Raw genomic sequence first — 23,984 nt, 5'->3', positions numbered from 1 at the left:
AGCACCGCAGGAACGAGCGAAGCGAGTGACGAGGAGCACAGCGAGCGTGCGCCCGCCTCGCGGCTGGGGCTTTGGCTGAGTTCGCTGCCGTTCACCGGTCAGTCACGTACAACCTCACGACTGCGCTCACATATGCGGCCCGAAACGGGTATCCCCGCGCGACCGCAATCCGACACCGATGGAGTGCGACAAGTGCGGGGCCGACGCGATCCACCACGCCGCCTACTCCGGGGCGCACCTCTGTGGCGACCACCTCCGGGAGTCGGTCGAGAAGCGCGTGAAGCGTCGGGTCCGCGAGGACAACCTCCTCGATCCGGACGCCACGCCGGACGATCCCGACCGCTGGGTGATCGGGCTCTCCGGCGGGAAAGACAGCGTCGCGCTGACGCAGATTCTCGACGACGTGTTCGGCCGCGACCCCCGCGTCGAAATGCTCGCCTTGACGATCCACGAGGGGATCGAGGGGTATCGCGACGCGAGCGTCGACGCCTGCGTGGAGCTGGCCGACGAGCTCTCGATGCGCCACGAGCTCGTCTCCTACGAGGAGGAGTTCGACGTGCGCATGGACGACGTCGTCGAGGACGACCCGGAAAACATGGCGGCCTGCGCGTACTGCGGCGTGTTCCGCCGGGACCTCCTCGAAAACTACGCCGCGGAGTTCGACGCCGACAAGCTGCTCACCGGTCACAACCTCGACGACGAGGCGCAGACCGCGATGATGAACTTCCTCGAAGGCGACGTGCGACAGGTCGCGAAACACTTCGACGCCTCGCTCGGCCCCTTCGACGAGCGCGCCGAGACCGACGCGTTCGTCCCGCGCGCCAAACCCCTCCGCGACGTGCCCGAAAAGGAGATCGCCTTGTACTGCCACGTCCGCGACCTCCCCACCCACATGGCCGAGTGCCCCCACGCCGAGGAGGCGTACCGCGGGGAGATCCAGTCGACGATCCACGCCTTAGAGGAGAACCACCCCGGCGCGCGCCACTCGATCATGGCCGGCTACGAGGAGCTGTCCGCGCTCGCGGCCGACGCCTATCGCGGGGACGGCGAGGGTGGAGACGGCGAGGACGACGCCGGCCCCGCCGGCCTCTCCGAGTGCGAGCGCTGCGGCTCGCAGACGAGTCGCGACGTCTGTCGGAAGTGCCGACTGTTGGAGTCGATAGAAGCGGTCTGAGCGGCCAAAAAATCCGTTCCGCGTACCGCGTCGGAAAAGCGGATTCGTCGCCTGTTCTCCGGGGAAACGGGTCCGATTTAGCGGATGACGTCGAGCCCGTTGTTCTTCTCGATCGGGTCGCTGCCGCCGTCGGACTCCCACGCGCCGCGCTCCGTCCCGCCGGAGACCGCCGGTTCGCCGGTGTTGCCTGCGCCGCCCGCGCCGCCCGAGGCCTCGTTCGCCTCGGCCGCCCGCGAGCGCGAGTCGCCGAGGTCGTCGGCGTTGACCGCGGCGCGGGACTTGTCGGCCTGCTTCTGGGTGGAGGGGCCGAGCACCTGCGCGCTCTGGACGCCCGTCATGATCGCCATGACGCGCACCTTCCCCTTGTACTCCTCCTGGATGCGGGCGCCCCAGATCACGTTGGCGCTCGCCTCCAGCCGCTCGGTGATGTTGTTCGCGATCCCCTCGGCCTCCTTCAGCGTGAGGTCCGGGCCGCCCGTGATGTGGACGAGCCCGCCCGAGGCGCCGCGGTAGTCGACGTCGAGCAGCGGGTGGTTCATCGCGTCGTTGACCACCTCTTGGGTCTTGTTCTTGTCCTGCGTCTCGCCGACGAGCATGACCGCGACGCCGCCCTGGTTCATGATCGTCGACATGTCCGCGTAGTCGAGGTTGATGAGGCTCGGCTGGGTGATCGTCTCCGAGATCCCCTTCACCGTCTCCGCGATGATCTGGTCCATCACGGAGAACGCCTTCCCGATCGGCAGGTTCGGGACGTAGTCGAGGAGGCGGTTGTTGTCGAGGACGATGATCGAGTCGGCCTCGTTGCGGAGGTCTTCGAGCCCCTCCTCGGCTTTCACCGTGCGGGCGCGCTCGACGTTGAACGGCGTCGAGACCATCCCGACGACGATGGCGCCCTGCTCTTTGGCGATCTTCGAGACGACCGGCGCCGCGCCGGTGCCCGTGCCGCCGCCCATCCCGGCGGTGACGAAGACGAGGTCCGCGTCGCCGAGCACCTCCTTGATCGTGCCCTGAGCCATCTCGGTGGCGCGCTCGCCCATCTTGGGGTCGCCGCCGGCGCCGAGCCCCTGCGTGAGCGACTTGCCCACGAGGATCTTGGTGTCGGCCTCGATCATCTTGAGGTGCTGTTTGTCCGTGTTGATGGCGACGGTGTCCGCGCCGTCGACGCCGATGTTGTACAGCCGGTTGACCGTGTTGTTGCCGGCGCCGCCGGCGCCGACGATGACGATCCGGGGGTCCCCGAACTCGTCGTCGCCCATGTCGACGTCATCCATGTCGCGCTGTTCCGCTTCCGCGTTGTCGAGGGCGTCCTGAACGAGATCTTGCATCAGTTTACACCTTCGCCCAGTTGCGGTTGCGGCCGCGCTCGTCGCGCTCGCCGTCCTGTTCGTTCAGCATGTCGCGGACGGCCGACCGGATCGCCTCGCTCCGGTTCGGGAACTCGCCCGTCTCCACCATCTGTTCGACCTCGTCGATCTGCTGTTTCGGGATTCGTAGTGTCACACGCTCCATTGGTATTCCCCCGGTAAGACGGCGAACACGCGACGCGTGTGTCTTACAGCGCGAAACCGCCCGACTGCGAGGTGTCACCCCGCATCGGACGTCTGCTGTAAGACGACCGTCTTACGCAAATGAAGTCACCGAGGCTACCAATATAAAACTACCGGTGAGTGTAAGACAGAGTGTGAAAACGCCCGAAATCCAGCGTATACAGCGCCCTACAGACGGTTACGTGTCTTTCAGAACGTCGGCCGCCGGGGTTCGACGCCCGCAGCCGGGGCAGAACGCCCAGTCGGTGCGGAGCTCGTCGCCGCACTCACAGAAGGCTCGATGGGACTGTTTTTCACCACAGTTCGGGCAGTATACGTGGTCAGAAGGGACGATTTCGCCACATCCGCCGCAGGCGTTTTCACGCGTTTTCGCGCCCGGGCTCGCACTCGTCTTACGCGCACCCGGCTCCGTGTCGTCGTCGGTCTCACGCGTCACACGCACGTCGTCGTCCCGATCGTCCGAATCGGCGCTCGGGGCGTCGAGCGTGACGTTTACGTTGATTTCACCGGCGTTTCCGGGCGTATACGCTCCCGTCTCGGCGGGAGCCGTCGGACCGAGCCGCTCGTCGAGCGCGGCGTCGAGCCGGTCCGCGATCAGCTGGTCGACGCGGTCTGCGAGGACGTCGTCGACGCTCCCGGCCGACGCGTCGGACGCGTCGGACGCGTCGGACGCGTCGGACGCGCCGTCCATCCCGTCGAGATGGGTCCGGAGCGCCTCCCGCATCACCTCGCTTTTGGAGGCGTCACACGCTTCCAGCCGGTCGACGAGGTCGTCGTCCGCCCGGAAGGTGATCTTGCTCATACCGATGGGGTATCCCCGGTCAGTACAAGTATCTTCCCCCTGTCGTCTGACACGTTTCACGGAGTCGAAACGTTCGGGCGAGCGGCGGTCGGAATCGTGGGGGGCGAGACGATCGTGCGGTTTGGTCACACATGTGTCTGACGCAGATTTATACGCGTCGCGCGAGCATGCGTGTGTATAATGAGTAACCGCGTCGAGGACCTCGAACGGCAGGTCGCGGAGCTACAGGCGGCGGTCAACGGACTCACCGAGGAGCTCGTCGAGATGAAAGAGCGCGTCCGACAGCTGGAAGACGAGCGGTCGGTCGCGGTCGAGACGGAGGCGACTACCGGCTCCGAGGGCGACGCTGCGGACGCGACGGCCGACGGCTCGTCGGGCGACGACCCCGCGGAGCGGGCGTCCGGCGGCGAGCGGACGACCCACTCCGACGACCACGTCGACGTCATCGAGCCGACGGACGACCCGGCGACCGACACGGACGGCGTGGTCGTCCCCGGGCAGTCGGCGACGACGGACGCCGAGGCCGGGGACGACGCCGAGACCGACTCCGACGCCGCGAACGGCGAGGACGACGGCGAGTCGAGCGAGGGCGACGACATCATCGTCGCGTAAGCCGTCGCCTCCGACCACATGCACATCACTGAAGTCGTTCTGGACGGGTTCAAGAGCTTCGGGCGGACGACGAGGATCCCCTTCTACGAGGACTTCACGGTCGTCACCGGCCCGAACGGCTCTGGAAAGTCGAACATCATCGACGGGGTGCTGTTCGCGCTCGGCCTCGCCCGCACCCGCGGGATCCGCGCCCAGAAGCTCACCGACCTCATCTACAACCCCGGACACGACGACGGCGAGGCCGCTGACGGGCCGAACGAGGCCTCCGTGACGGTCGTGCTCTCCAACGAGGACGGCACCCTCGACCGATCGCAGGTCGTCTCCGCGGCCGGCACGGAGAACGTCGGCGACGTCTCCGAGATCACGATCAAGCGACGCGTCAAAGAGACCGAGGACAACTACTACTCCTACTACTACCTCAACGGTCGCTCGGTGAACCTCTCGGACGTTCAGGACCTACTCGCGGCCGCGGGCGTGACGCCGGAGGGGTACAACGTGGTGATGCAGGGCGACGTCACCGAGATCATCAACATGACCCCCTACCAGCGCCGGGGGATCATCGACGAGATCGCGGGCGTCGCGGAGTTCGACGAGAAGAAGGAGGCCGCCTACGAGGAGCTCGACACGGTCGAAGACCGGATCGGCGAGGCGGACCTCCGCATCGGCGAGAAGGAGGACCGCCTCGACCAGCTCGCCGACGAGCGCGAGACGGCCCTCCAGTACCGGGAGCTCCGCGACGAGCTGGAGGAGTACCGCGGCTTCCGCAAGGCCTCCGAGTTAGAGGAGAAGCGGGAGGCGCTCGCGGGCGTCGAGGGCGACATCGACGAGGCCGAGACGGACCTCGACGAGCTCCGCGAGGAGCTCGACGCCAGACAGGGGAAGCTCACCCGCCTCGAAGAGGATCTCGCGGACCTCAACCACGAGATCGAGACGAAGGGAGAGGAGGAACAGATCCAGATCCGCTCGGAGATCGAAGAGATCAAAGGCGAGGTCTCGCGGCTGGAAGACAGGATCGAGTCGGCCGAGTCCCGAGCCGAGTCGGCCGAGAACGACCGGCGACAGGCGTTCGTCCAGATCGATCGGAAAGAGGAGAAGATCGAGGAGCTCGAGGGCGAGATCCGCGAGACGAAGGTGGAGAAGGCGTCGGTGAAGTCGGAGCTCGCGACGAAGCGCTCCGAGCTCGCCGACGTCGAGGCCGAGATCGAGGGCGCGGACACGGAGTTCGACGAGCTGAAAGCCGACCTCGCGGAGAAGAAGGAGGCGATCGAGGCGCTCCGCGAGGAGAAAAACGAGACGCAACGTGAGAAGGACCGGCTGCTCGACGAGGCCCGCCGGCGGTCGAACGCGGTGAGCGAGGCCCGCGAGGAGCTGGAGGAGGCCCGCGAGTCGCTCCCGGAACACAAAGCGCGGATCTCCGAGCTGAAAAGCGAGCTCGACAAGGCCGAGAAGAACCAGGCGACGATCGAGGACGCGGTCGCCGACCTGTTCGCCGAGAAGGCGGAGACGGAAGAGCGGCTGGGCGAGATCGAAGACACCCTCCGCGAGAAGCAGAACGAGTACGCCAAGCTGGAGGCGGCCGCCGACCAGCGCGGCGACGCCTCCTGGCCCCGCGCGGTCACCGAGGTGAAGAACGGCGGCATCGACGGCGTCCACGGCGCGGTCGGCGAGCTCGGCTCGGTCGCGGCCGAGTACGCCGAGGCCTGCGAGACCGCCGCGGGCGGGCGGTTGGCGAACGTCGTCGTCGACGACGACGGGGTCGGCTCGACCTGCATCGACTACCTCAAACAGCGCAACGCGGGGCGGGCGACGTTCCTCCCCATCACGAAGATGGACGACCGGAGCCTGCCGCGGAAGCCCTCGCTGCCGGGCGTCGTCGACTTCGCGCGGAACCTCGTCGACTACGACGCGGAGTACGAGTCGATCTTCTCGTACGTGCTCGGCTCGACGCTCGTCGTCGAGGATATGTCGACCGCCCGGGAGCTGATGGGCGACTACCGGATGGTCACCCTCGACGGCGACCTCGTCGAGAAGTCGGGCGCGATGACGGGAGGGTCCGGCGGCGGCTCCCGCTACTCCTTTACGAAGTCCGGCGGCGGCAAACTGGAGCGGCTCGCGACGGAGATCTCCGAGCTCGAAGACGAACGGCAGTCGGTCCAGTCGGAGATCGACGCGCTCGACGACGACATCGAGGACGCGCGCGACCGCAAGGCCGACGCCGCCGAGCGCGTCCGGTCGCTGGAGGCGGACGTCGAGCGCGCCGAAGACGACCTCGCGGAGGCCGAAGCGCGGATCGAGGAGCTGGAGGCGGAGCTGGAGGAGCTGGAGGCCGAACGCGAGTCGGTCGACGAACAGATGACGGCGCTCGACGAGGAGCTCGCGGAGACCGACGGGGAGATCGACGAACTCGAAGCGGAGATCGACGAGATCGAGGCCGAACTCGCCGACTCGAAGATCCCGGAGCTCTCCGAGCGCGCCGACGAGATCCGCGCGGAGATCGACGAGTTGGAAGACCGGATGAGCTCGTTCGACGGCCGGATCAACGAGCTGGAGTTGGAGAAGGGGTACGCCGAGGACGCCTTGGACGACCTCCACGACGACGTGGAGGAGGCGCAGAACGCGAAGGCGGAGGCGGAGGAAGCGATCGCCGACCACGAGGCCGCGATCGAGGAGAAGGAGGCCGAACTCGAAACGAAGAAGGAGGCGATCGCCGACCTCGAAGACGAGCTCGCGGAACTGAAAGGCGAGCGCGAGACGCTCCGCGAGGAGATCCGCGAGGCGACCCGGAAGCGCGACGAGCAGCGGTCGCTCGTCGCCGAGGCGGAGTCCGACCTGTCGGACCTGACCGACCGCCGCGACCGCTTAGAGTGGGAGATCGACGAGCTGGAGTCGCAGGTCGGCGCCTACGACGCGGACGAGATTCCCGACCTCGACGAGGTTGAGACGCGGATCGAGGATCTGGAGTCGGAGATGGAGGCGCTCGAACCGGTGAACATGCTCGCGATCGACGAGTACGAGGAGGTCGAGGCGGCGCTCGACGAACTCCGGGAGCGCCGAGACGTCCTCGTCGAGGAGCGCGACGCCATCGAGGAGCGCATCGAGGGGTACGAGGCGGCGAAGAAGGAGACGTTCATGGCGACGTTCGAGTCGATCAACGACCACTTCGAGGACATCTTCGCTCGCCTCTCGGCCGGGACGGGCGAGCTCGTCTTGGAGAACCCCGCGGACCCGTTCGAGGAGGGACTGACGATGAAGGCACAGCCCGCGGACAAGCCGGTCCAGCGGCTGGACGCGATGAGCGGCGGCGAGAAGTCGCTGACCGCGCTCTCTTTTATTTTCGCCGTCCAGCGACACAACCCCGCGCCGTTCTACGCGCTCGACGAGATCGACGCGTTCCTCGACGCGGTCAACGCCGAGCGCGTCGGCGAGATGATCGAGGAGCTCGCCGAGGACGCGCAGTTCGTCGTCGTCGGCCACCGCTCGGCGCTTCTGGAGCGGTCGGATCGCGCCATCGGCGTCACGATGCAGGGCGACAACCTCTCGGCGGTGACCGGGATGCAGTTCGGCGACGACGCCGACGAGGAGGAGGTGAGTGCGGATGACTGAGCGGGGAGACGGAGCGTCCGGCGGGGACGCCGGCGGCGTCCCCGACCTCGACCTGACGAGCGAGCGCGACGGCGCGGACCCGTTCGCCGACGAGCCGTCCGACGACGAGGACGTCGGCCCGACCGGCGAGCCCGCTCCGGCCGCGTCCGACCCGGACGTGCCCGACGTCGCGCCCGCGGACGAGGCCGACGACGACGAGGTCGAGCCCGTCGAGCTCCTCGTCCAGCTCGCCGAGGAGGGCGAGATCGAGCCGTGGGACATCGACATCGTTCAGGTGACGGACGCCTTCTTAGAGAAGCTCGACGAGACGGACCTGCGGACGACCGGGCGGGCACTGTTCTACGCCAGCGTCCTGCTCCGGATGAAAAGCGACGGGATGTTGGCGGACGACGACGAGGACGACGAGCCCGAGCCGGAGCCGTGGGAGGTCGCGATGGAGGGCGGCGCCCCCGACCCGGCCGCCGACGGGTTCGATCCCGTCGATAAGCTGGAGGCGGAGATGGACCGCCGGCTCGACCGCAAGAACACCCGCGGATCGCCGGAGACCCTCGACGAGCTGGTCCGCGAACTGCGCGAGGCCGAGCGCGGCTCGTGGTGGAAGGACTCCCGTCAGTACGACACCTCGGAGTCGCCGCACGGCCACGCCCGCGGTACGCAGACGCTCGACTACCACGCCGGCGACGAGTTCCGACAGGACGGCGAGCCGACCGCCGGGGAGGCGACGGACCGAACCCACGACGAGGACATCGAGGAGGTGATAGTGGAGATCGACAACGCCCTCCGAACGCACTTCGACCGCGGGCGCACGGAGGTGCTGTTCGCCGAGATCGAGACCGCGGGCGGCCGCCCGTTCATGACGTACCTCGCGCTGCTTTTCATGGCACACCGGGGTTCGGTCCGGCTCCAGCAGGACGACCTGTTCGGCGATCTGTGGGTGAAAGACCCCGCGGCGATGACCGGCGAGTCGGAAGCGATCGCGGACTGACGTGCCGTCCAGCGCACGGTCGTTCGGACACGGCCATCGGACTCCCTCGCGCCTACTGATCTCCCGGTACGCGCCGTCGGAGCCCGTGTGAACGGGTCGACTTTCGCTCCGTCGCGGCTGTAAGCGAGCGTCCGAAACCGACAACACCCGGCCGGTTGTCGCCGGTTCCGACACCGGTTTGTCGACGGGCGGTCCCGGATCGGCGTGAACGATTCCCCGACCGGGGTCGACCGCGACCCGGACCCGCGACCCCTGCGTGAGGACCCGCCGGCGGAGAGCCGTCGAACCCGGCTCTGGCGGCTCGGCTTCAACCTCCTCCCCGCGTACCGGGGCACGGGTGCCCGAGTCGACCACATCGCCGCGGACTGGCGTTACGTTCGGATCAGAGTTCCGTTCAACTGGCGCACCCGGAACGCGGTCGGCACGATCTTCGGCGGTAGCATCTACGGCGCGATCGATCCGGTGTACATGACGATGCTCCGCCGAATCCTCGGCGACGGGTTCACGGTCTGGGACAAGTCGGCCGCGCTGGAGTTCATCGAACCCGGACGCGACACGCTGTACGCGGAGTTCGACCTGCCGGTCGCCGAGACGGAGGCGATCCGCGACGCGCTCGGTCCGGGAGAGTCGACGGACCGCGAGTACCTCGTCTCGCTCGTCGACGACGAGGGGACGGTCCACGCGGCCTGCGAGAAGACGCTGTACGTGCGCCGCGACGAGTAGCGCGAGTCGGGGCAGAGCCTAAGCCGTCGCGCCCGCGACGAGCGCCTCCTCGACGGTCTCGACGAAGCGCTCGGGGTGTTCGACGTGCGGGAGCAGCCGCGCCCGGTCGAAGACGACGAGCCGCGCGTCGGCCGCGTCCGCGAGCTCGCGCCCCTCCGTGAGCGGGCTCACGGTCGCCTCCCGCCCCCAGACGATCGTCGGCGGGACGTCGAGGCCGGCGAGCGCGGCGGCGAGGTCGATCTCGCTGTTGAGCGTCCCGGAGATGAACGAGGCGGGCGCGAAGCGGGCGTTCTCGACGTGGGTCGTGCGCCACTCGTAATCTATCCACTCCGCGCTCGGGTTCGCCGGGTCGTCGTAGCCGTGGTCGGCGTTGAAGTACCGGATCGACGGCTTCGCCGTGATGGCGTTGAACAGCACCTGGCCGACGAGCGGGGCGCGGAACAGCTCCCGGAGCCACCCCTTCGCGGGGCTCGGTCCCGCGGTCGCCGTCGGGCAGACGGCGACGAAGCCGCTCAGCTCGACGCCGCCCGCCGCGCCGTCGTCGATGGCCGCCGCCGCGTACGCCGCCGACAGCGAGGAGGCGACGACGGCCGGCTCGTCGAACTCCGCGAGGAAGTCGTGGACGAAGTCCTCGTACAGCGCGGCGGAGTACCGGAGCGGCGGCCGGTCCGAGCGCCCGTATCCGGGGAAGTCCGGCGCGACCACGTGGTACTCGTCGGCGAGGTCGTCGAACACCGCGCGCCACTCCCCGGAGGAGCCGGCGGCGTTGATCCCGTGGAGCAAGAGGAGGTCGGGGTCGTCCGGGTCGCCCGCCTCGGTGTACGCGACGTCCATCCCGCGCCAGCGGAAGACGCCGTCGTCGCCGTCGAGCGGGGACTCCAGTTCGCCCTCGTACCGGAGGCCAGTGTTGAGAGCGGCGAGCGCGCCGACGCCGAGGAGGGCGCCGCCGAGGAGGTTCCTGAGCTTCATGGGAAACTGTTGGTTCGCTGGCGACTTATACTCGTGGGACGCGGCGGTCGGAGCGGTCCCGCGGGAGGTCCGGGTACGGCCTCGTCAGTCGTCGTACCCGGCGTCAGTCGTCGCGCTCACCGTCGCCGGTCGCCCCCTCGACGCAGTCGGCGATCGGGCCGACGATCGCCTCCGCGACCGCGTACGGGTCCGTCTCGCGGTCGCGGACGCGCTCCGCGAGCCGGTCGATCCCGCCCCGGCGCTCGATCTCCGCGGTCGCGAGGGCGCCCACGTCCGCGCGCACGAGCGTCCGGATCTCCTCGGCGTAGCGGCGTCGTTCGGTGGCCGCGAACTCGCCCGACTCCCGGAGGTACGCCGCGTGCGCGTCGAACGCCTCGATCAGCGCGTCGACGCCCTCACCGGTGTTCGCGACGGTCTCCAAGACCTCGGGCGTCCACGAGTCGTCCGCCCCGTCGCCGTGCGCGTCGGCGCCCCCGGATTCGGCGTCCGTCGCGCCGTCGCCGTGGTCCGCCGTGTGATCGCCCTCGCCGTGGCCCCCCGCGCCGGTCGAGGCCATCGAGGCCGCGCCGTGGTGGCCGGCGTCGCGACCCGTCGTCCCGCCCTCGCGCCGGTGGACCATCTCCTCCAGTTCGGCGACCGTCCGCTGCGCGCCGTCCATGTCGGCCTTGTTGACGACGAACACGTCGCCGATCTCCAGGATGCCGGCCTTCAGCGTCTGGACGTCGTCGCCGGAGCCGGGCTGGACGAGCACCGCGACCGTGTCGGCGGTGCGGACCACGTCCACCTCGTTCTGGCCGGCGCCGACGGTCTCCAAGACGACCACGTCCTTCCCGAACGCGTCGAGCGCCTTGACGGCGTCCGCGGTGGCGGTCGAGAGGCCGCCGAGCTGGCCGCGCGCGCTCATCGACCGGAAGAACACGTCCATGTCGCCGACGTTCGACCCCATCCGGATCCGGTCGCCGAGGACCGCCCCGCCGGTGTACGGCGAGGAGGGGTCGACCGCGATCACGCCGACCGTGTCGCCGCGGTCGCGGTAGGCGGCGGCGAGCTTGTCGACCAGCGTCGATTTCCCGGCGCCCGGCGAGCCCGTGACCCCGATCACGTCCGCGCCGCCGGTGTGTTCGTGGAGCGCGGAGACGATCGCCCGGTACCCCGGGGAGCGGTTCTCGATCTTGGTGATGACGCGGGCGAGCGCCCGGTGGCTCCCCGAGAGGAGGTCCTCGACGAGCGCCGCGTCCGCGTCCGAGAGCGTCGGCGCGTCCGCGAACGCGGGTGCGTCCGGCCCGGCCATCTACGCGCGCTCCGGGACGTTGTTCCGGATGAACTCGATCGTCTCCTCCATCGGCGTCCCGGGGCCGAACACCTCGGCGACGCCCAGCTCCTTCAGCTCGGCCTCATCCTCGTCCGGGATAATCCCGCCGACGAGGACGAGCGTGTCGTCGAACGCGTCGTACTCCTTCAGCCCCTCGATCACCTTCGGGACGAGCGTGTTGTGCGCGCCCGAGAGGATCGAGATGCCGAGCACGTCGACGTCCTCTTGCACCGCCGCCTGAACGATGTCGTCCGGCGCCCGGTGGAGGCCGGAGTAGACGACCTCAAAGCCGGCGTCGCGGAACGCCCGCGCGATCACGTGTGCGCCCCGGTCGTGGCCGTCGAGCCCGACCTTCGCGACCAGACACCGGACGGCGCGCTCCTGCTGTTCGGCGCTCATACCCGAAGTGGGTCGCGTGTCCGTTTGATTCTAACGGAAGATTGGGATGGTTCCGGCGGGCGCCGCCGGGCCGGATCCGCGACCGACGCGTTGAACGCGCGGGCGGACGTAGTACGGCCGATGAACGATGACGGCAACCGGCTGCCCGCAGAGACGCGGATCGGCCGCACGGCGCTCCGGGTCGCCGACCTCGACGAGACGACGGCGTTCTACCGGGACGTGGTCGGCCTCGCGGTCCTCGACCGCGGCGACGAGCGCGCGACGCTCGGCGTCGGCGAGACGCCGCTGCTCGCGTTGGAACGCGACGCCGATCGCCCGGCGCGGAAGCGGAGCGACGCCGGCCTCTTCCACACCGCGTTCCGCGTCCCCTCTCGGGCCGCGCTCGGCGAGGCGCTGGCGCGCGTGCGGGAGCGGTGGCGGCTCGACGGCGCCTCCGACCACCTCGTGAGCGAGGCGCTGTACCTCGACGACCCCGAGGGGAACGGCGTGGAGATCTACCGCGACCGCCCCCGCGAGGAGTGGCCGACCGACGCCGACGGGACGCCCCGAATGGCGACCGAACCGCTCGACGTCGAGGGGGTCGCCGCGGCCGCCGGAGACGGCGCGGACGCCGTCCTCGTCGACCGCGTCCCGGCGGGCACGGACGTCGGCCACGTCCACCTCGAAGTGGCCTCGCTGTCCGCGTTCGAGGCCGTCTACGTCGACGGACTGGGGTTCGAGGTCGGGACGCGCGGGCCGGACGTCCGGTTCGTCGCGGCCGGCGGCTACCACCACCACCTCGGCGCGAACACGTGGCGGGGGCGAACGACGCCCGCCGCCGGACGCGGGCTGGCGTGGTTCGAGGTGATCGTCCCCGACGCGGCTGCGCTGGACGCGGTCCGGGCGCGGCTCGACGCCGTCGCGGCCGAGGCGGACGCCGAGTTCGCCGTCGCGGAGCGCGGAGACGGGATCGCCGTCACCGACGCCGACGGGATCGAAGTTCGCGTTCGGACGGCGTAGCCGGTCGCCGGAGACCGTCGGCGGCGGCCCGTGAAGCGCTCACCCGACGATCGTCCGGAGCGTCGACTCCGTCAGCAGCGCGGTGACGCCGAACGCCTCGGCCGTCATCCACGCGAGAAAGGCCGCGTACATCGCGAGGAACACGTACCCCTCCTCGGTGGAGATCTCGAAGTCGGTCGCGGACAGCACCACGACGACGAGCGTCGTGTAAAACAGGAACAACAGCAGCGGGACTGACGTGAGGAATCCGATCGACACCCCGCCGGCGAGGATGACCCCGATCGGCAGCGCCGCGACGAGGTTGAACGTGTTCGTCCCGAAGACGTTGGCGACCGCCGCCCGCTGGTCGCCCGCCTCCCCCATCTTCACGCCGACGAGCAGGTCCGGGAACGAGCTCAGCACCGACAGCACCGTCACGGAGATCAGGAAGGGCGGCGCGCCGAGCGCGTCGGAGACTTCGAGCGTCATGCCGATCATCGACTCGACGCCGACCAGCACCACGGCCAGTCCGCCCGCGAACAGCCCGAGCTGCTTCGGGACGTTCGTCGACTCGGTCCGCTTCCGGTCCGACGCGCCGCTCTTGCCGCCGACGAGCAGGATGACGTACACGCCGTACAACACGAGGAGTCCGACGCCCATCTGCGGGGTGATGCGCGCGAGCTCCCTCCCGTCGGTCCCGAGGACGCCAAGGGCGATCACGCCGAAGAGCGCGAGGACCGCGACGGTGTAGAAGATGGCGTCGCGGTAGACGATCCCGCGCGTCGTCGCCGTGTCGCCGCTCGTGACGGCGACCGCGGCGGGGATGACTAAGATGTTGAACACCGCCGTCCCGATGAGCGCGCCGGCGCCGACGCCGAACTCGCCCAGGACCAGCACGGAGATCACGATGATCGCGAGCTCGGGGAACGACGTCGCGGCCGCGACGATGAGTCCGCCCTGAATCGCCTGCGAGACGCCGTAGTGGTCGCTGATCTTCGAGGTCGTCGACTCGACGACGTTCGCGCCCTTCCAAGTCAGCAGAAACCCGATCAGACCGAGCGCGATCCAGACGGGCAGCGACTGGTCACCGATGAGCTCCGCAAGTAACGTCACTAGGTACCGATACGCGCACCAGCGGATTAGTGATTCCGGAAGCGGTCGAGCCCCCTCACGCCGCGATACGGCCAGCCGGTGGCGTCTGCGGTGCCGACCGCGCCCGCCCTCAGTAGATCAGCTCGTCGTCGTTTTCGATCATGTACAGCGCCCGCGCCGCGACGTTGACCGCGTGGTCCGCGATCCGTTCGAGGTCGCGCACCGCGAGCAGCGCCTGCGACACGTCGTCGAGGGAGGCTTCGAGCGCCTCGCCGTCGGTCGCGCCACCGTCCGTGTCGCCGTCGGCGTCGCACGCCTCGGTGCGGGCCCGGTCGGCCTCCAGCAGGTCGCGGACGACCGCCTCGCTCGCCTGCCGACAGCGGTCGTCGAACGCGTCGTCGCGGGACGCGATCTCGCGGCAGGCGTCGGGGTCGCGCGCCGCGTAGGCGGCGACCGCGTCGGCGACCATCTCGCGGGCCGCCTCGCCGAGGGCGCGGACGTCGACCGCGGGGTGGACGCCGCCGTCGGGACCGCCGTACGCCGCGAGGTTCGTGGCGAGGTCGGCGACGCGTTCGAGGTCGGTGATGATCTTGAACGAGGCGGCGACGAGCCGGAGATCGCCGGCCACCGGCTGCTGGAGGGCCAGCAGCTCCGTACACTCGTCTTCGAGGGCGAGGTACGTCTCGTTGACCTCGTGGTCGGTCCCGATCACCGACTGCGCGAGCTCGTCGTCGCCGGTCACCGCCGCCTCGATCGCGTCGTCGAGCCGGTCGCAGACGGTCTCGCCCATCGCGACCACCCCGTCCCGGAGCTCGTCGAGGCGCTCCCGGTAGTTCTCGCGGGGCATCTACCCGAACTTCCCCGTGATGTAGTCCTCGACGCGCTGCTCTTCGGGGTCCTCGAAGATCTTCGCGGTGTCGTCGTACTCGACCAGTTCGCCGCCGGTGAGGAACACCGCGGTCCTGTCGGAGATCCGGGCCGCCTGCTGCATGTTGTGCGTGACGATGATAACGGTGTACTCCTCGGCGAGGTCGTCGATCAGGTCCTCGATCTTCGAGGCCGCGACGGGGTCGAGCGCCGAGGTCGGCTCGTCCATCAGGATGACCTCCGGGTCCGGGGCGATGGCGCGGGCGATACAGAGCCGCTGCTGTTGCCCGCCGGAGAGCTCGAGCCCCGAGGAGTCGAGCTGGTCTTTCACCTCGTCCCACAGCGCCGCGCCCTTCAGAGACTCCTCGACGCGGGCGTCGACGTCGCCGTCGAAGCCCTGTATCTTCAGGCCGTACGCGACGTTGTCGCGGATCGACTTCGGGAACGGGTTCGGCTTCTGGAACACCATCCCGATCTTGCGACGGAGGGCCACGGGGTCGACGTCGTCGTCGTAGACGTTCTTGCCCCCGAACTCCACCTCGCCGTCGACGCGACAGATCTCGATCATGTCGTTCATCCGGTTTATCGTCCGGAGGAACGTGGACTTGCCACAGCCAGAGGGGCCGATGAGCGCCGTCACGCGCTTTTCCGGGATCTCCATCGACACGTCGTCGATGGCCTGTTCGTCGCCGTAGTAGACGTTCAGGTCCCGCGCGGCGACCGCGGTGCCGGCGCCGGCGGGCGGGGCGCTCTCGTCGTTCGATTCCGTCTGTACCTCCGTCGTGATAAGCGAGTCGTCGGATGTGGTGTTACTCATGTTAGTTCCCCCGTTCCGCGCGGTTCCGCAGCAGGATGGCCGTCCCGTTCATGCCGACGAGAATGATGAGCAGCGTGATAACGCCGGCGGCCACGACGCCGTACCGGAAGTCGGCCTGCGGGAATCCGGCCCACACGTAGATCTGCATCGGCATGGCACTGAATCGGCTGAACAGGCTGTCCGGCGCTCTGAACACGGTCGTCGCCGCACCGATCATGATCAGCGGCGCGGTCTCGCCGATGGCGCGGCCGAGCGCGAGGATCGTTCCGGTGAGGATCCCCGGCATCGCCTCGGGCAAGACCACGTTCTTCGTCGTCTGCCAGCGCGTCGCGCCCATCGCGTCGGACCCCCGTCGGAGGTCGTCGGGCACCGACCGGATCGCCTCCTGCGCGGAGATGATCGTGATCGGGAGGATGAGCAGCGAGAGCGTCAGGGCGGCGGTCACCGCCGTTCCGATACCGAGACCGAGGAGGTTCGCGAACAGCCCCAGTCCGAGGAGCCCGTAGACGACCGACGGGACCGCCGCGAGGTTCGCGACGTTGACCTGAATGATCCGGGTCAGGGTGCCGAGCGGGCCGCTTCCGGGCGTGTACTCCTCCAGGAAGACCGACGTACCGACGCCGAGGGCGAACGACAGCACCGCGACCATCGCGATGATGATGACGGAGCCGACGATGGCGGGGTAGAGACCCGCTTCGGTCGGCGTCTGCGAGGGCGCCTCCGTGAGGAACGACGGGTCGAGCCACGGGTCCGGCGCCGGGACGCCCAACGCCTCAACGATCAGCGCGCCGGCGACGACGCCGCCGACGAGGAGGACCGGGAGCGCGAATCCGACGAGGCCCTCGCCGGCGTCGACCACGCGCGAGACGTACACCGCCGTGGGCACGCCGGTCAGCACGAGGACGAGGAGGACCGTGGGCGCCGGGAGTCCGGCGCCAGCGGCCGCGAACCCGCCGGCCGCGGCGAGCGCGAGGGGGACGCCGGCGACGACGGCCGCGGCGGTGCGACCCCTGCGCTCGGCGACGGCGAAGGCCCCGGCGGCAGCGACCGGGATCGCGATCGTCCAGAGGTAGATGAGGAGGTCGGACGGGTACGTCGGGACCACCCCGCGGAGGAAGACGGCGGCGACGACGCCCAACAGTCCGGCCGGGAGCGCCGCGGTCTGTGCCTGAGGCACCGATCGGGCGCTCCCGAACGCGTACAGTGCGACGGCGGGGACGACGCCGAGCGTGTACGCGAGGAACCAGACGAGCGAGTCGAACACCAAGAAGAGCGTGCCGACCGCGAGGCCGAGGGCGGCGCCGCCGAGCAGTCGGCCGAGGAAGCCGAACCCGACCGCGCCGACCCGTTCGCCGCTGCCGACGTACGTGAGGTACGCGGTGACCGGTGCGCCGACGACAAAGAGGTACGCCAGTTGCCAGTTGAGCCGCGGGATCGGCACGAGGAGCGTCTCGATCGCGGTGAAGACGGCGGCGACGGCGACGAGTCCGCCGCCGAGCACGCCGAGCGCGCGGCGCGTGACTGCCGGGTCGTTCGCGCTGTAGAGGCAGAACGCGAGGAACGGAACGACGAGCGTGAGGAAGTAGGTCAACAGCCACACGGGGCTCGCGTTCGCTAGGTCGAAGGCGTCGATCGAGACGTAGACGAGCAACACGCCGAGCGCGACGAGACCGAAGACGCTGGCGCCGAGCGAGAGGTACTCGAAGACGATACCCCGAACTCGACTGACCTCGCCGAACCCGTCGGCGTTGGCGTTGTCCGTCGCCATCAGTACTCCTCCCGGTACCGCTCCGCGATGATGTCACTGATCACGTTCATTACGAGAGTCACCACAAACAGCGTGAGACCGAGCGCGAACATCGAGTTGTACGGGAGCGTGCCGCCGGTGAGGTCGCCCCCGGTGATCTGTACCATCGCGACGGTGATGGTCATCCCGGACTCCAAGAGCACGTCGGCGGGGTTGATGAACGGGATACCGAACGCAGCCTCTCGGATCGCGGGCATCCGTGCCTGTGCGCCCATCGCGACGACGACGATCATCGTCTCGCCGATCGCTCGGGAGACGGCGAGGATGTACGAAGAGGCGATTCCGGAGATAGAGGCCGGGACGACGATCCCGGTCGACACCTCGAACTTGGTCGCGCCGAGCCCGTAGCCGGCCTGCCGCAGTTCGTCCGGAACGGCGCTCATCGCGTCCTCGGAGATCGACGACACCATCGGGATCGTCATGATCCCGACCATGATCGACGCGGAGAGCGCGTTGAACGTGCTCATCTCCGGGAACAGCGTCGCCTTCAGCGCCGGTGTGATGTACACCAACGCGAAGTAGCCGTACACCACGGTCGGGACGCCGGCGAGGATCTCCAGTAAGGGTTTCAGTATCGACCGCGCGTTCGGGGTCGCGTACTCGCTGAGGTATATCGCGGTGAGCGTCCCCACCGGAATCGAGATGAACGCCGCCGTGATCGTCACGACGAGCGTCCCGATCAGCAGCGGGACGAGACCGAAGGCCTGTCCGCCACCGGCCGGGTTCGGGCTCCAGTTGATCCCGGTCAGGAACTCGGCTATCGGCGTCGCACGGAAGAACACCACTGCGTCCGACAGGAGCGTCACGAAGATCGCGACGGTCGTGAGCAGGGTGATCACCGCGCACGCCGCGAAGAGCCCGCCGTAGGTCCCCTCCTTCAGTCGTGTGAGTCCGCCCTGCCGGCTCAGGTCGGGACTCTCTGTGCTGTCAGTCACGAACGGTGAGGTATCGCACGCAGTCGTAAATCAATACACCGGTTCATTGCGCCGGTTCAGCCCTGCGCCTGCTCGATTGCGTCCTCGAGGATGGACATCTGCTCCTCCTGCGTCTCCTCGGTGGCGGGGACATAGCCCACGTCGCCGGCGACGAGCTCCTCGTTGGTCGTCTGCTCGACGAAGTACCGGGCGAACTCGGCGATGTGCTCCTCGCCGAGCGATTCGATCGACGGGTAGGTGAACAGCGGGCGCGAGAGGGGGATGTACTCGCCCGACGAGGCCGTTTCGAGGCTCGGCTCGACGGGGCCGTCGCCGTCGTCGATGCCGAGGGCCTTCAGCTGATCGGGGTTCTGCGAGTAGTACGCGAAGCCGAAGTAGCCGATCGCGTACTGATCGCCGGCGACGCCCTGCGCGATCGTGTTGTCCTGTTCGGTCGCCTGGTAGTCGCTGGTGTGACCGCGCTCTTCGAGGATCGCCTCGATGAAGTAGTCGTAGGTGCCCGAGGTGTCGGCGGCGCCGAAGCGGTTTATTTCCTCGTTCGGGAACTCGTCGCGGACCTCGTCCCACGTCTGGGCGGGGTCGGCCTCCCAGATCTGCGCGAGCTCCTCGGTCGTGAGCGAGTCGACGAAGTCGGCGTCGGGGTTGACGACCACGGTAAGGGCGTCGGTTGCCGCGATCAGCTCGACGAACTCCACGCCGTTTTCGGCGCACAGCTCCTCTTCTTCCGGCTGGATCGGTCGGCTCGCGTTGTTGAAGTCGGTGTCGCCGGTACAGAAGAAGTTCGAGAAGCCGCCGCCGGAGCCGGTCGAACTGATGTCGGGGTCGACGCCGGGATGCTCGTTGGCGAAGTCCTCCATGACTGCGCTCATCAGCGGGAAGACGGTGCTCGATCCTGCGATGTTGATCGGGCCGGAGAGCTCGTCGCCCCCGTCGCCCCCGTCACCGCTCTGCGTACAACCGGCGAGCCCGAGCGCTCCGGCGCCGGCGATCGCCGCGAGCGATTTCCGCCGCGTGATTCCCGTTGCGTCCGCGTCGTGGCTGGAAGCCATCACCAGAGGATGGGCGAGTTCCGGTTAAGTAGTATGCTATGAGGAGTATGGGGCGACGCGTACGGCCCGGTACGGCTATGCTTTTCACATATGACTATATAGAACTATATACTACTCCCCCGAGCCGGGCGACGCCTCCGAGAGCGTCGCGGCGTCGAGTCGGGGCGGAACCGAGACGTGGTTTTAAGTACCCATGCCGGGAGAACCGGAACGAATGACCCCTCCCACGACCGACGGGCCGCCGGCGCCGACGACCTCCCGGGAGGAGGCGTGGGTCGCCCACGCCGCGCTGATCGACGCCGCGACCGCCGCGACCGACGACGACAGACCGTACCATCGCCCGATCGAGTCGATAGAGCGAGGGGCGCCGCTCGACGACGAGGAGGTCGGCATGCTCAGAGACGCGCTCGTCGACTACCTCGGCGACGCACCGGTCCGCGACCGCGCCCCCGGCCGGGCGCTGTTGCGCCGCACCGACGACGCGGCGGACGCGCGGTCGCGACGCGCGTAGGTCCGCGAGCGTCGCCGCCGTTCGGACACCCGCTACGACCCGGCCTCGACCGCTTCGATCAGCAGCTCCGCGACGTCGACGATCTCGATCTCCTCTTCGAAGTCGCCCGTCTTCCGACCGTCCTCGAACATCGTCGTACACATCGGGCAGGCGACGACGAACTTCTCGACGGCGGCGCCCGCGTCGGTGTCCTCGACCGCCTCGCGGAGGCGCTCCTCGCTCGGCTTGACGTCCTCCTCGTGTTCGGTCCAGAGGCCGCCGCCGCCGCCGCCACAGCAGAAGGAGTCGTCCCGGGAGCGCGGCATCTCGTGGAGGTCGGCGCCGGTCGCTCGGATGAGTTCGCGGGGCGCCTCGTACTCGTCGTTGTACCGGCCGAGGTGGCAGGGGTCGTGGTAGGTGACGGTGTACTCCAGCTCGTCGCCGGCGAGGCCGAGCCGGCCCGCCTCGACGAGCTCCTCGACCACCTGCGTCCAGTGGAACACGTCGATCTCCTTATCGGCGTTCCACGGCTCCTCGCGCTCGAACGGCATCATCGGGTCGTCCGCGAACTCCGCGAAGTCGACCTCGGGGTACTCGTTTTTGATGGTGTTGTACGAGTGCGGGTCGGTACAGACGATGTTCTCGAACTCGCAGTCCGCGAACGTCTCGACGTGGTGACCGGCGAGTTCGAGGTAGAGGAACTCCTCGCCGATCCGGCGGATGTCGTTGCCGTCGGTCTTCTCGTCGTCGAACAGGATGCCGAACGACACGTCGGCCTCGTCGAAGAGCCGGGCGAGCGCGCGGGCGACCTTCTTGTTCCGGTCGTCGAAGCTCGGGTAGTCGCCGACGTACCAGAGGTACTCCACCTCCGTCTCGCGGGCGTCCGGGACCTCGACGTCCTCGAGGTCGTCCGCCCAGTCGCCGCGGTTCGCCTGCGACTCGCCGAAGGTGTTCCCGCGCTGCATCACGTCTTGGAACACGTCCTGGAGGTTCGAGTCGACCGCCCCCTCGTCGACGAGCTGCCGGTTCATCTTGGTGAAGGAAGTGAGGTGTTCGATGTCGACGGGGCAGGCGTCCATACACGCCATACAGGACATACACGACTCCATCGACTCGGCGTCGATGACGCCGCCCTCGTCGGCGACGATGGGCACGGTGCCGCCGTCGGAAGCGGCGGCGGTCCCGCCGTCGGTCGCCATCGCCCCGTCACCTCGCCCGCTGCCCGCCACCGGGTCGTCGCTCACGGACTCGCGGTACGACTTCAGATCGAGGATGACGTCGCGCGGGTCGAGGTTCCGACCGACGGTGTCGGCGGGACAGGCGTCCGTACACCGCCCGCACTTCGTACAGGCGTCGCCGTCCAACAGCTCCTTCCACGTGAAGTCGTCGAGCGACTCCGCGTTGGTGTGGTCGAGGTCCGCGGGGACGTTCGGGAGCCGCGCGCCCGCCTTCTCGTCGCGGGCGACGACGTTTGCGAACGAGGAGATCATGTGGAACGGCTTCGCGTACGGGATCCACGCGACGAACGCGAACGCGAGCAGCGAGTGGCTCCACCAGAGGGCGCCGTAGATCGCCTCGGCGCCCGCGGCCGTGAGCCCGGCCGTCTCCAGCCCGGTCGCGAGCGCCATGCCGACGAAGCTCACCGTCTCGGTCGCCCGCTGCGGCTGACCGACCATGCTCACGCCCTCGACGAGGAAGCCGCCGACGCCGAGGAGGAACAGCGTCCAGACGAACGCGTCGTCCTCCAGCGAGGTGTGTTTCCCCCAGAGCCGCCCCTCGCGGTTCCGGTAGCGCCGGTAGCCGGCCATGCCGACGCCGACGATGAACAGCAGGCCGAACGCGTCGACGGCGAACTGGTAGGCCAAATAGAAGTCGCCGACCCAGAACGACTCGCCCGTGAGCGGACGGTAGAGGTCGATGTCGATCCCGAGGATCGTCGTCGCGACGAGCAGGACGAGGAACCCCCACAGCACGAACGTGTGCATCACGCCCGCGTACAGGTCCCCGTCGAACTGGTTCTCGTTCGACAGGACGGTCTTCGTCGCCGCGACGACCCGACCGGGGAGGTCCGACAGCCTGTCTCGCGGGTCCGCGCTCCCGCGCGCGTACGCCGCGAAGCGCGCGTAGACGCCGTACAGAAAGACGAGGACCGCGACGGCGGCGAGCCAGTAGAACGCCGCCTTCCCCACCGGACCGATGGTCCAGAAGGTCTCCCGGGTGGCCGCCTGTAAGGGAGTCATGATCGATCAGCCGGATAGGGTCGGGTTAAAGCTTGCCACAACACGGCGTTCATCGTTCGTCGTTCACGCGATCCGGAGCGCCGCGACCGCGAACATGGCGCCGGCGAGGGCCAGCGCCGGGGCGTCGACGCGGCAGAACGCCAGCCGCGGGAGCGTCGGGTTCCACGCGAAACACCGGGCGACGAGCGCCGTCCCGAGCCGGTCGGCCCGCGAGAACGCCCGCGAGAGCCCGCCGACAGCGACGAGCCGCATCCGCTCGCGGCGCGGGCGTTCGGCGCCGAGCCGCGCCCGGACCGCCGCCCGCGACGCCGCGAGGTCCCGTTTCAACAGCGGGAGGAAGCGGAAGACGAGCGCGACGCCGACGCCGAGGAAGACGCCCGGCCGCCCGGGGATCGTCCGCTGGAGCGCCGCGCGCGACTCCCGGACCGGCGTCGACCGGACGTACGCGGCCGCGACGACGAGCAGCAGGAGGATGCGGTAGCTCGCGAGGGCGGTCGCGGCCGCGCGCTCGACCCGAAACCACGGCGCGCCGAGCGTCGCGCCCGCGACGAGGGGCGCGAAGAGGAGGACCGGGAACGCGACGCGGTAGCTCCACAGGTCGCGCGGACCGCCGCCGGCAGCGAGCAGGCAGCCGACGGCGACGAGCGTGAGGAGGGCGAGCCCCCGCGGGGTCGTGAATGCGTACGCGACGGCCGCGAAGGCGACCTGAACGAGCAGCTTCGACCGCGGGTCGAGCCGGTGCGCGAGCGAGTCGCCGGGGACGAACGAGAGCGTCATTCGGCCGATGTCCCGAGTTCGTCTCCCCCGGGAACCCGCACGTCGAGGCCGGGAAGCGACTCGACCGCGTCGGCCGGCGACGCGTCGACCGCGACCCGCCCGTCCGCGAGGCCGACGATCCGGTCGGCGAGCGCGGTCACGTCGCGGAGGTCGTGGGTGACGACGATCACGCTCGTCCCCTCGGCGTGAAGCGCCCGGAGCCGCTTCACGACCGACCGCCGCGCGGGCTCGTCGAGGCCGGTGAACGGCTCGTCTAAGACGAGGTGGTCGGGATCCATCGCGAGCGCGCCCGCGATCGCGACGCGTTCGCGCTCGCCCCCGGAGAGGGAGTCGATCCGCTCGCGCTCCCGGCCCGCCATGTTCACCGCCGCGAGCGCGTCCGCGACTCGCCGGTCGATCTCCCCGTGGGAGAGCCCGAGGTTCTCCGGCCCGAACGCGACGTCGGCGCCGATCGTGGCGGCGACCAGCTGGTCGCGGGGGTCCTGAAACACCATCCCGACCGCCGAACGCGCGGCGACGAGGTCCTCGTCGACCGGCGTCCCGTTCACCGAGACCGTCCCGGCGTCCGGCTCGACGAGCCCGTTGAACGTCCGGACGAGCGTCGTCTTGCCCGAGCCGTTCGCGCCCGCGACGACGAGGAACTCGCCGTCGGGGACCGAGAGCGTGACGTCGTCGACCGCGACGGTGGCGGCGGAGCCGTCGGCGCCGCCCACGCGATCGCCGGCGACTGCGGAATCGCCGTCGTCCGCGTCGACGCCGTCGCCGGACCGACCGTACCGACACGTCACGCCGTCGAGGTCGATCAC

22 protein-coding genes are annotated in these 23,984 nt (G+C 69.2%); 7 read left to right on the top strand and 15 right to left on the bottom strand.

All coding sequences use genetic code 11. The annotated features are described in order from the left end of the window. Window positions 1-178 precede the first annotated feature (178 nt). A complete protein-coding gene (locus tag EXE46_RS02995) occupies window positions 179-1,174 on the top strand; it encodes a TIGR00269 family protein (protein WP_137687009.1) in 996 nt (331 codons plus the stop codon). Between the two features lie 77 nt (window positions 1,175-1,251). On the opposite strand, the gene ftsZ is transcribed toward EXE46_RS02995, so the two are convergent. The 3 genes from ftsZ to EXE46_RS02980 form a co-directional block, all read right to left on the bottom strand. Beyond that, window positions 1,252-2,499, bottom strand: coding sequence for a cell division protein FtsZ (gene ftsZ / locus EXE46_RS02990; protein ID WP_137687008.1), 1,248 nt, complete (start codon window positions 2,497-2,499; stop codon window positions 1,252-1,254). Between the two features lie 4 nt (window positions 2,500-2,503). Continuing rightward, a complete protein-coding gene (locus EXE46_RS02985) occupies window positions 2,504-2,683 on the bottom strand; it encodes a ribbon-helix-helix domain-containing protein (protein ID WP_004595187.1) in 180 nt (59 codons plus the stop codon). A gap of 216 nt (window positions 2,684-2,899) precedes the next feature. Further along, window positions 2,900-3,523, bottom strand: a complete 624-nt coding sequence (locus tag EXE46_RS02980; RefSeq protein ID WP_137687007.1) for a zinc ribbon domain-containing protein — start codon at window positions 3,521-3,523, stop codon at window positions 2,900-2,902. Window positions 3,524-3,703: 180 nt separating this feature from the next. On the opposite strand from EXE46_RS02980, the gene EXE46_RS02975 reads away from it, so the two are divergent. The 4 genes from EXE46_RS02975 to EXE46_RS02960 all read left to right on the top strand — a co-directional run bounded on the left by EXE46_RS02975 (window position 3,704) and on the right by EXE46_RS02960 (window position 9,446). Next, complete coding sequence (locus EXE46_RS02975; protein ID WP_137687006.1) at window positions 3,704-4,135, top strand: bZIP transcription factor; 432 nt, start codon at window positions 3,704-3,706, stop codon at window positions 4,133-4,135. Window positions 4,136-4,153: 18 nt separating this feature from the next. Next, window positions 4,154-7,738 carry a chromosome segregation protein SMC gene (gene smc / locus EXE46_RS02970; RefSeq protein WP_137687005.1) on the top strand — a complete coding sequence of 1,195 codons (3,585 nt, stop codon included), beginning with the start codon at window positions 4,154-4,156 and terminating at the stop codon, window positions 7,736-7,738. Beyond that, window positions 7,731-8,723 (top strand): ScpA family protein, encoded by a 993-nt coding sequence (locus EXE46_RS02965; RefSeq protein ID WP_137687004.1) that lies wholly within the window; start codon window positions 7,731-7,733, stop codon window positions 8,721-8,723. Before smc ends, EXE46_RS02965 begins: the two co-directional genes overlap by 8 nt. A 204-nt stretch (window positions 8,724-8,927) precedes the next feature. Then, window positions 8,928-9,446 (top strand): DUF4442 domain-containing protein, encoded by a 519-nt coding sequence (locus EXE46_RS02960; RefSeq protein WP_137687003.1) that lies wholly within the window; start codon window positions 8,928-8,930, stop codon window positions 9,444-9,446. A gap of 18 nt (window positions 9,447-9,464) precedes the next feature. On the opposite strand, the gene EXE46_RS02955 is transcribed toward EXE46_RS02960, so the two are convergent. The 3 genes from EXE46_RS02955 to EXE46_RS02945 form a co-directional block, all read right to left on the bottom strand. Continuing rightward, the gene (locus EXE46_RS02955; RefSeq protein WP_137687002.1) at window positions 9,465-10,415 is read right to left on the bottom strand and encodes an alpha/beta fold hydrolase; all 951 of its coding nucleotides are present in this window, start codon (window positions 10,413-10,415) and stop codon (window positions 9,465-9,467) included. A gap of 103 nt (window positions 10,416-10,518) precedes the next feature. Beyond that, complete coding sequence (gene meaB / locus EXE46_RS02950) at window positions 10,519-11,706, bottom strand: methylmalonyl Co-A mutase-associated GTPase MeaB (RefSeq protein ID WP_137687001.1); 1,188 nt, start codon at window positions 11,704-11,706, stop codon at window positions 10,519-10,521. Then, window positions 11,707-12,126: a cobalamin B12-binding domain-containing protein gene (locus EXE46_RS02945; RefSeq protein WP_137687000.1), complete on the bottom strand. Its 420-nt coding sequence runs from the start codon at window positions 12,124-12,126 to the stop codon at window positions 11,707-11,709. Between the two features lie 120 nt (window positions 12,127-12,246). Here EXE46_RS02945 and EXE46_RS02940 point away from each other — a divergent pair, with 120 nt between their 5' ends. After that, a complete protein-coding gene (locus EXE46_RS02940) occupies window positions 12,247-13,125 on the top strand; it encodes a VOC family protein (RefSeq protein ID WP_137686999.1) in 879 nt (292 codons plus the stop codon). Between the two features lie 39 nt (window positions 13,126-13,164). Here EXE46_RS02940 and EXE46_RS02935 read toward each other — a convergent pair whose 3' ends face one another. The 6 genes from EXE46_RS02935 to EXE46_RS02910 form a co-directional block, all read right to left on the bottom strand. Next, window positions 13,165-14,217, bottom strand: coding sequence for a sodium:calcium antiporter (locus EXE46_RS02935; RefSeq protein WP_137686998.1), 1,053 nt, complete (start codon window positions 14,215-14,217; stop codon window positions 13,165-13,167). Window positions 14,218-14,326: 109 nt separating this feature from the next. Beyond that, window positions 14,327-15,043, bottom strand: coding sequence for a PhoU domain-containing protein (locus EXE46_RS02930; RefSeq protein WP_137686997.1), 717 nt, complete (start codon window positions 15,041-15,043; stop codon window positions 14,327-14,329). After that, window positions 15,044-15,880, bottom strand: a complete 837-nt coding sequence (pstB, locus tag EXE46_RS02925; protein WP_137686996.1) for a phosphate ABC transporter ATP-binding protein PstB — start codon at window positions 15,878-15,880, stop codon at window positions 15,044-15,046. Between the two features lies 1 nt (window position 15,881). Further along, entirely contained in the window at window positions 15,882-17,648 is a 1,767-nt protein-coding gene (gene pstA / locus EXE46_RS02920; protein WP_137686995.1) for a phosphate ABC transporter permease PstA, read from the bottom strand. Continuing rightward, entirely contained in the window at window positions 17,648-18,622 is a 975-nt protein-coding gene (pstC, locus tag EXE46_RS02915; RefSeq protein WP_137686994.1) for a phosphate ABC transporter permease subunit PstC, read from the bottom strand. Before pstC ends, pstA begins: the two co-directional genes overlap by 1 nt. A gap of 56 nt (window positions 18,623-18,678) precedes the next feature. Further along, window positions 18,679-19,671 carry a PstS family phosphate ABC transporter substrate-binding protein gene (locus EXE46_RS02910; RefSeq protein WP_137686993.1) on the bottom strand — a complete coding sequence of 331 codons (993 nt, stop codon included), beginning with the start codon at window positions 19,669-19,671 and terminating at the stop codon, window positions 18,679-18,681. Window positions 19,672-19,885: 214 nt separating this feature from the next. Between EXE46_RS02910 and EXE46_RS02905 the strand changes: the two genes are divergently transcribed. Continuing rightward, a complete protein-coding gene (locus tag EXE46_RS02905) occupies window positions 19,886-20,182 on the top strand; it encodes a hypothetical protein (RefSeq protein WP_137686992.1) in 297 nt (98 codons plus the stop codon). Between the two features lie 32 nt (window positions 20,183-20,214). On the opposite strand, the gene EXE46_RS02900 is transcribed toward EXE46_RS02905, so the two are convergent. The 3 genes from EXE46_RS02900 to EXE46_RS02890 form a co-directional block, all read right to left on the bottom strand. Continuing rightward, complete coding sequence (locus EXE46_RS02900) at window positions 20,215-22,401, bottom strand: (Fe-S)-binding protein (RefSeq protein WP_137686991.1); 2,187 nt, start codon at window positions 22,399-22,401, stop codon at window positions 20,215-20,217. Window positions 22,402-22,464: 63 nt separating this feature from the next. Continuing rightward, a complete protein-coding gene (locus tag EXE46_RS02895) occupies window positions 22,465-23,178 on the bottom strand; it encodes an energy-coupling factor transporter transmembrane protein EcfT (protein WP_137686990.1) in 714 nt (237 codons plus the stop codon). Further along, window positions 23,175-23,984: an energy-coupling factor ABC transporter ATP-binding protein gene (locus EXE46_RS02890; RefSeq protein WP_137686989.1), complete on the bottom strand. Its 810-nt coding sequence runs from the start codon at window positions 23,982-23,984 to the stop codon at window positions 23,175-23,177. The genes EXE46_RS02895 and EXE46_RS02890 overlap by 4 nt, the downstream gene beginning before the upstream one ends.

The sequence above is a fragment of the Halorubrum sp. GN11_10-6_MGM genome (assembly GCF_005435165.1).
Classification (GTDB): Archaea; Halobacteriota; Halobacteria; order Halobacteriales; family Haloferacaceae; genus Halorubrum.
Note: the sequence above shows the minus strand (reverse complement) of the source record. Positions and strands in the feature narration are given on the sequence as shown.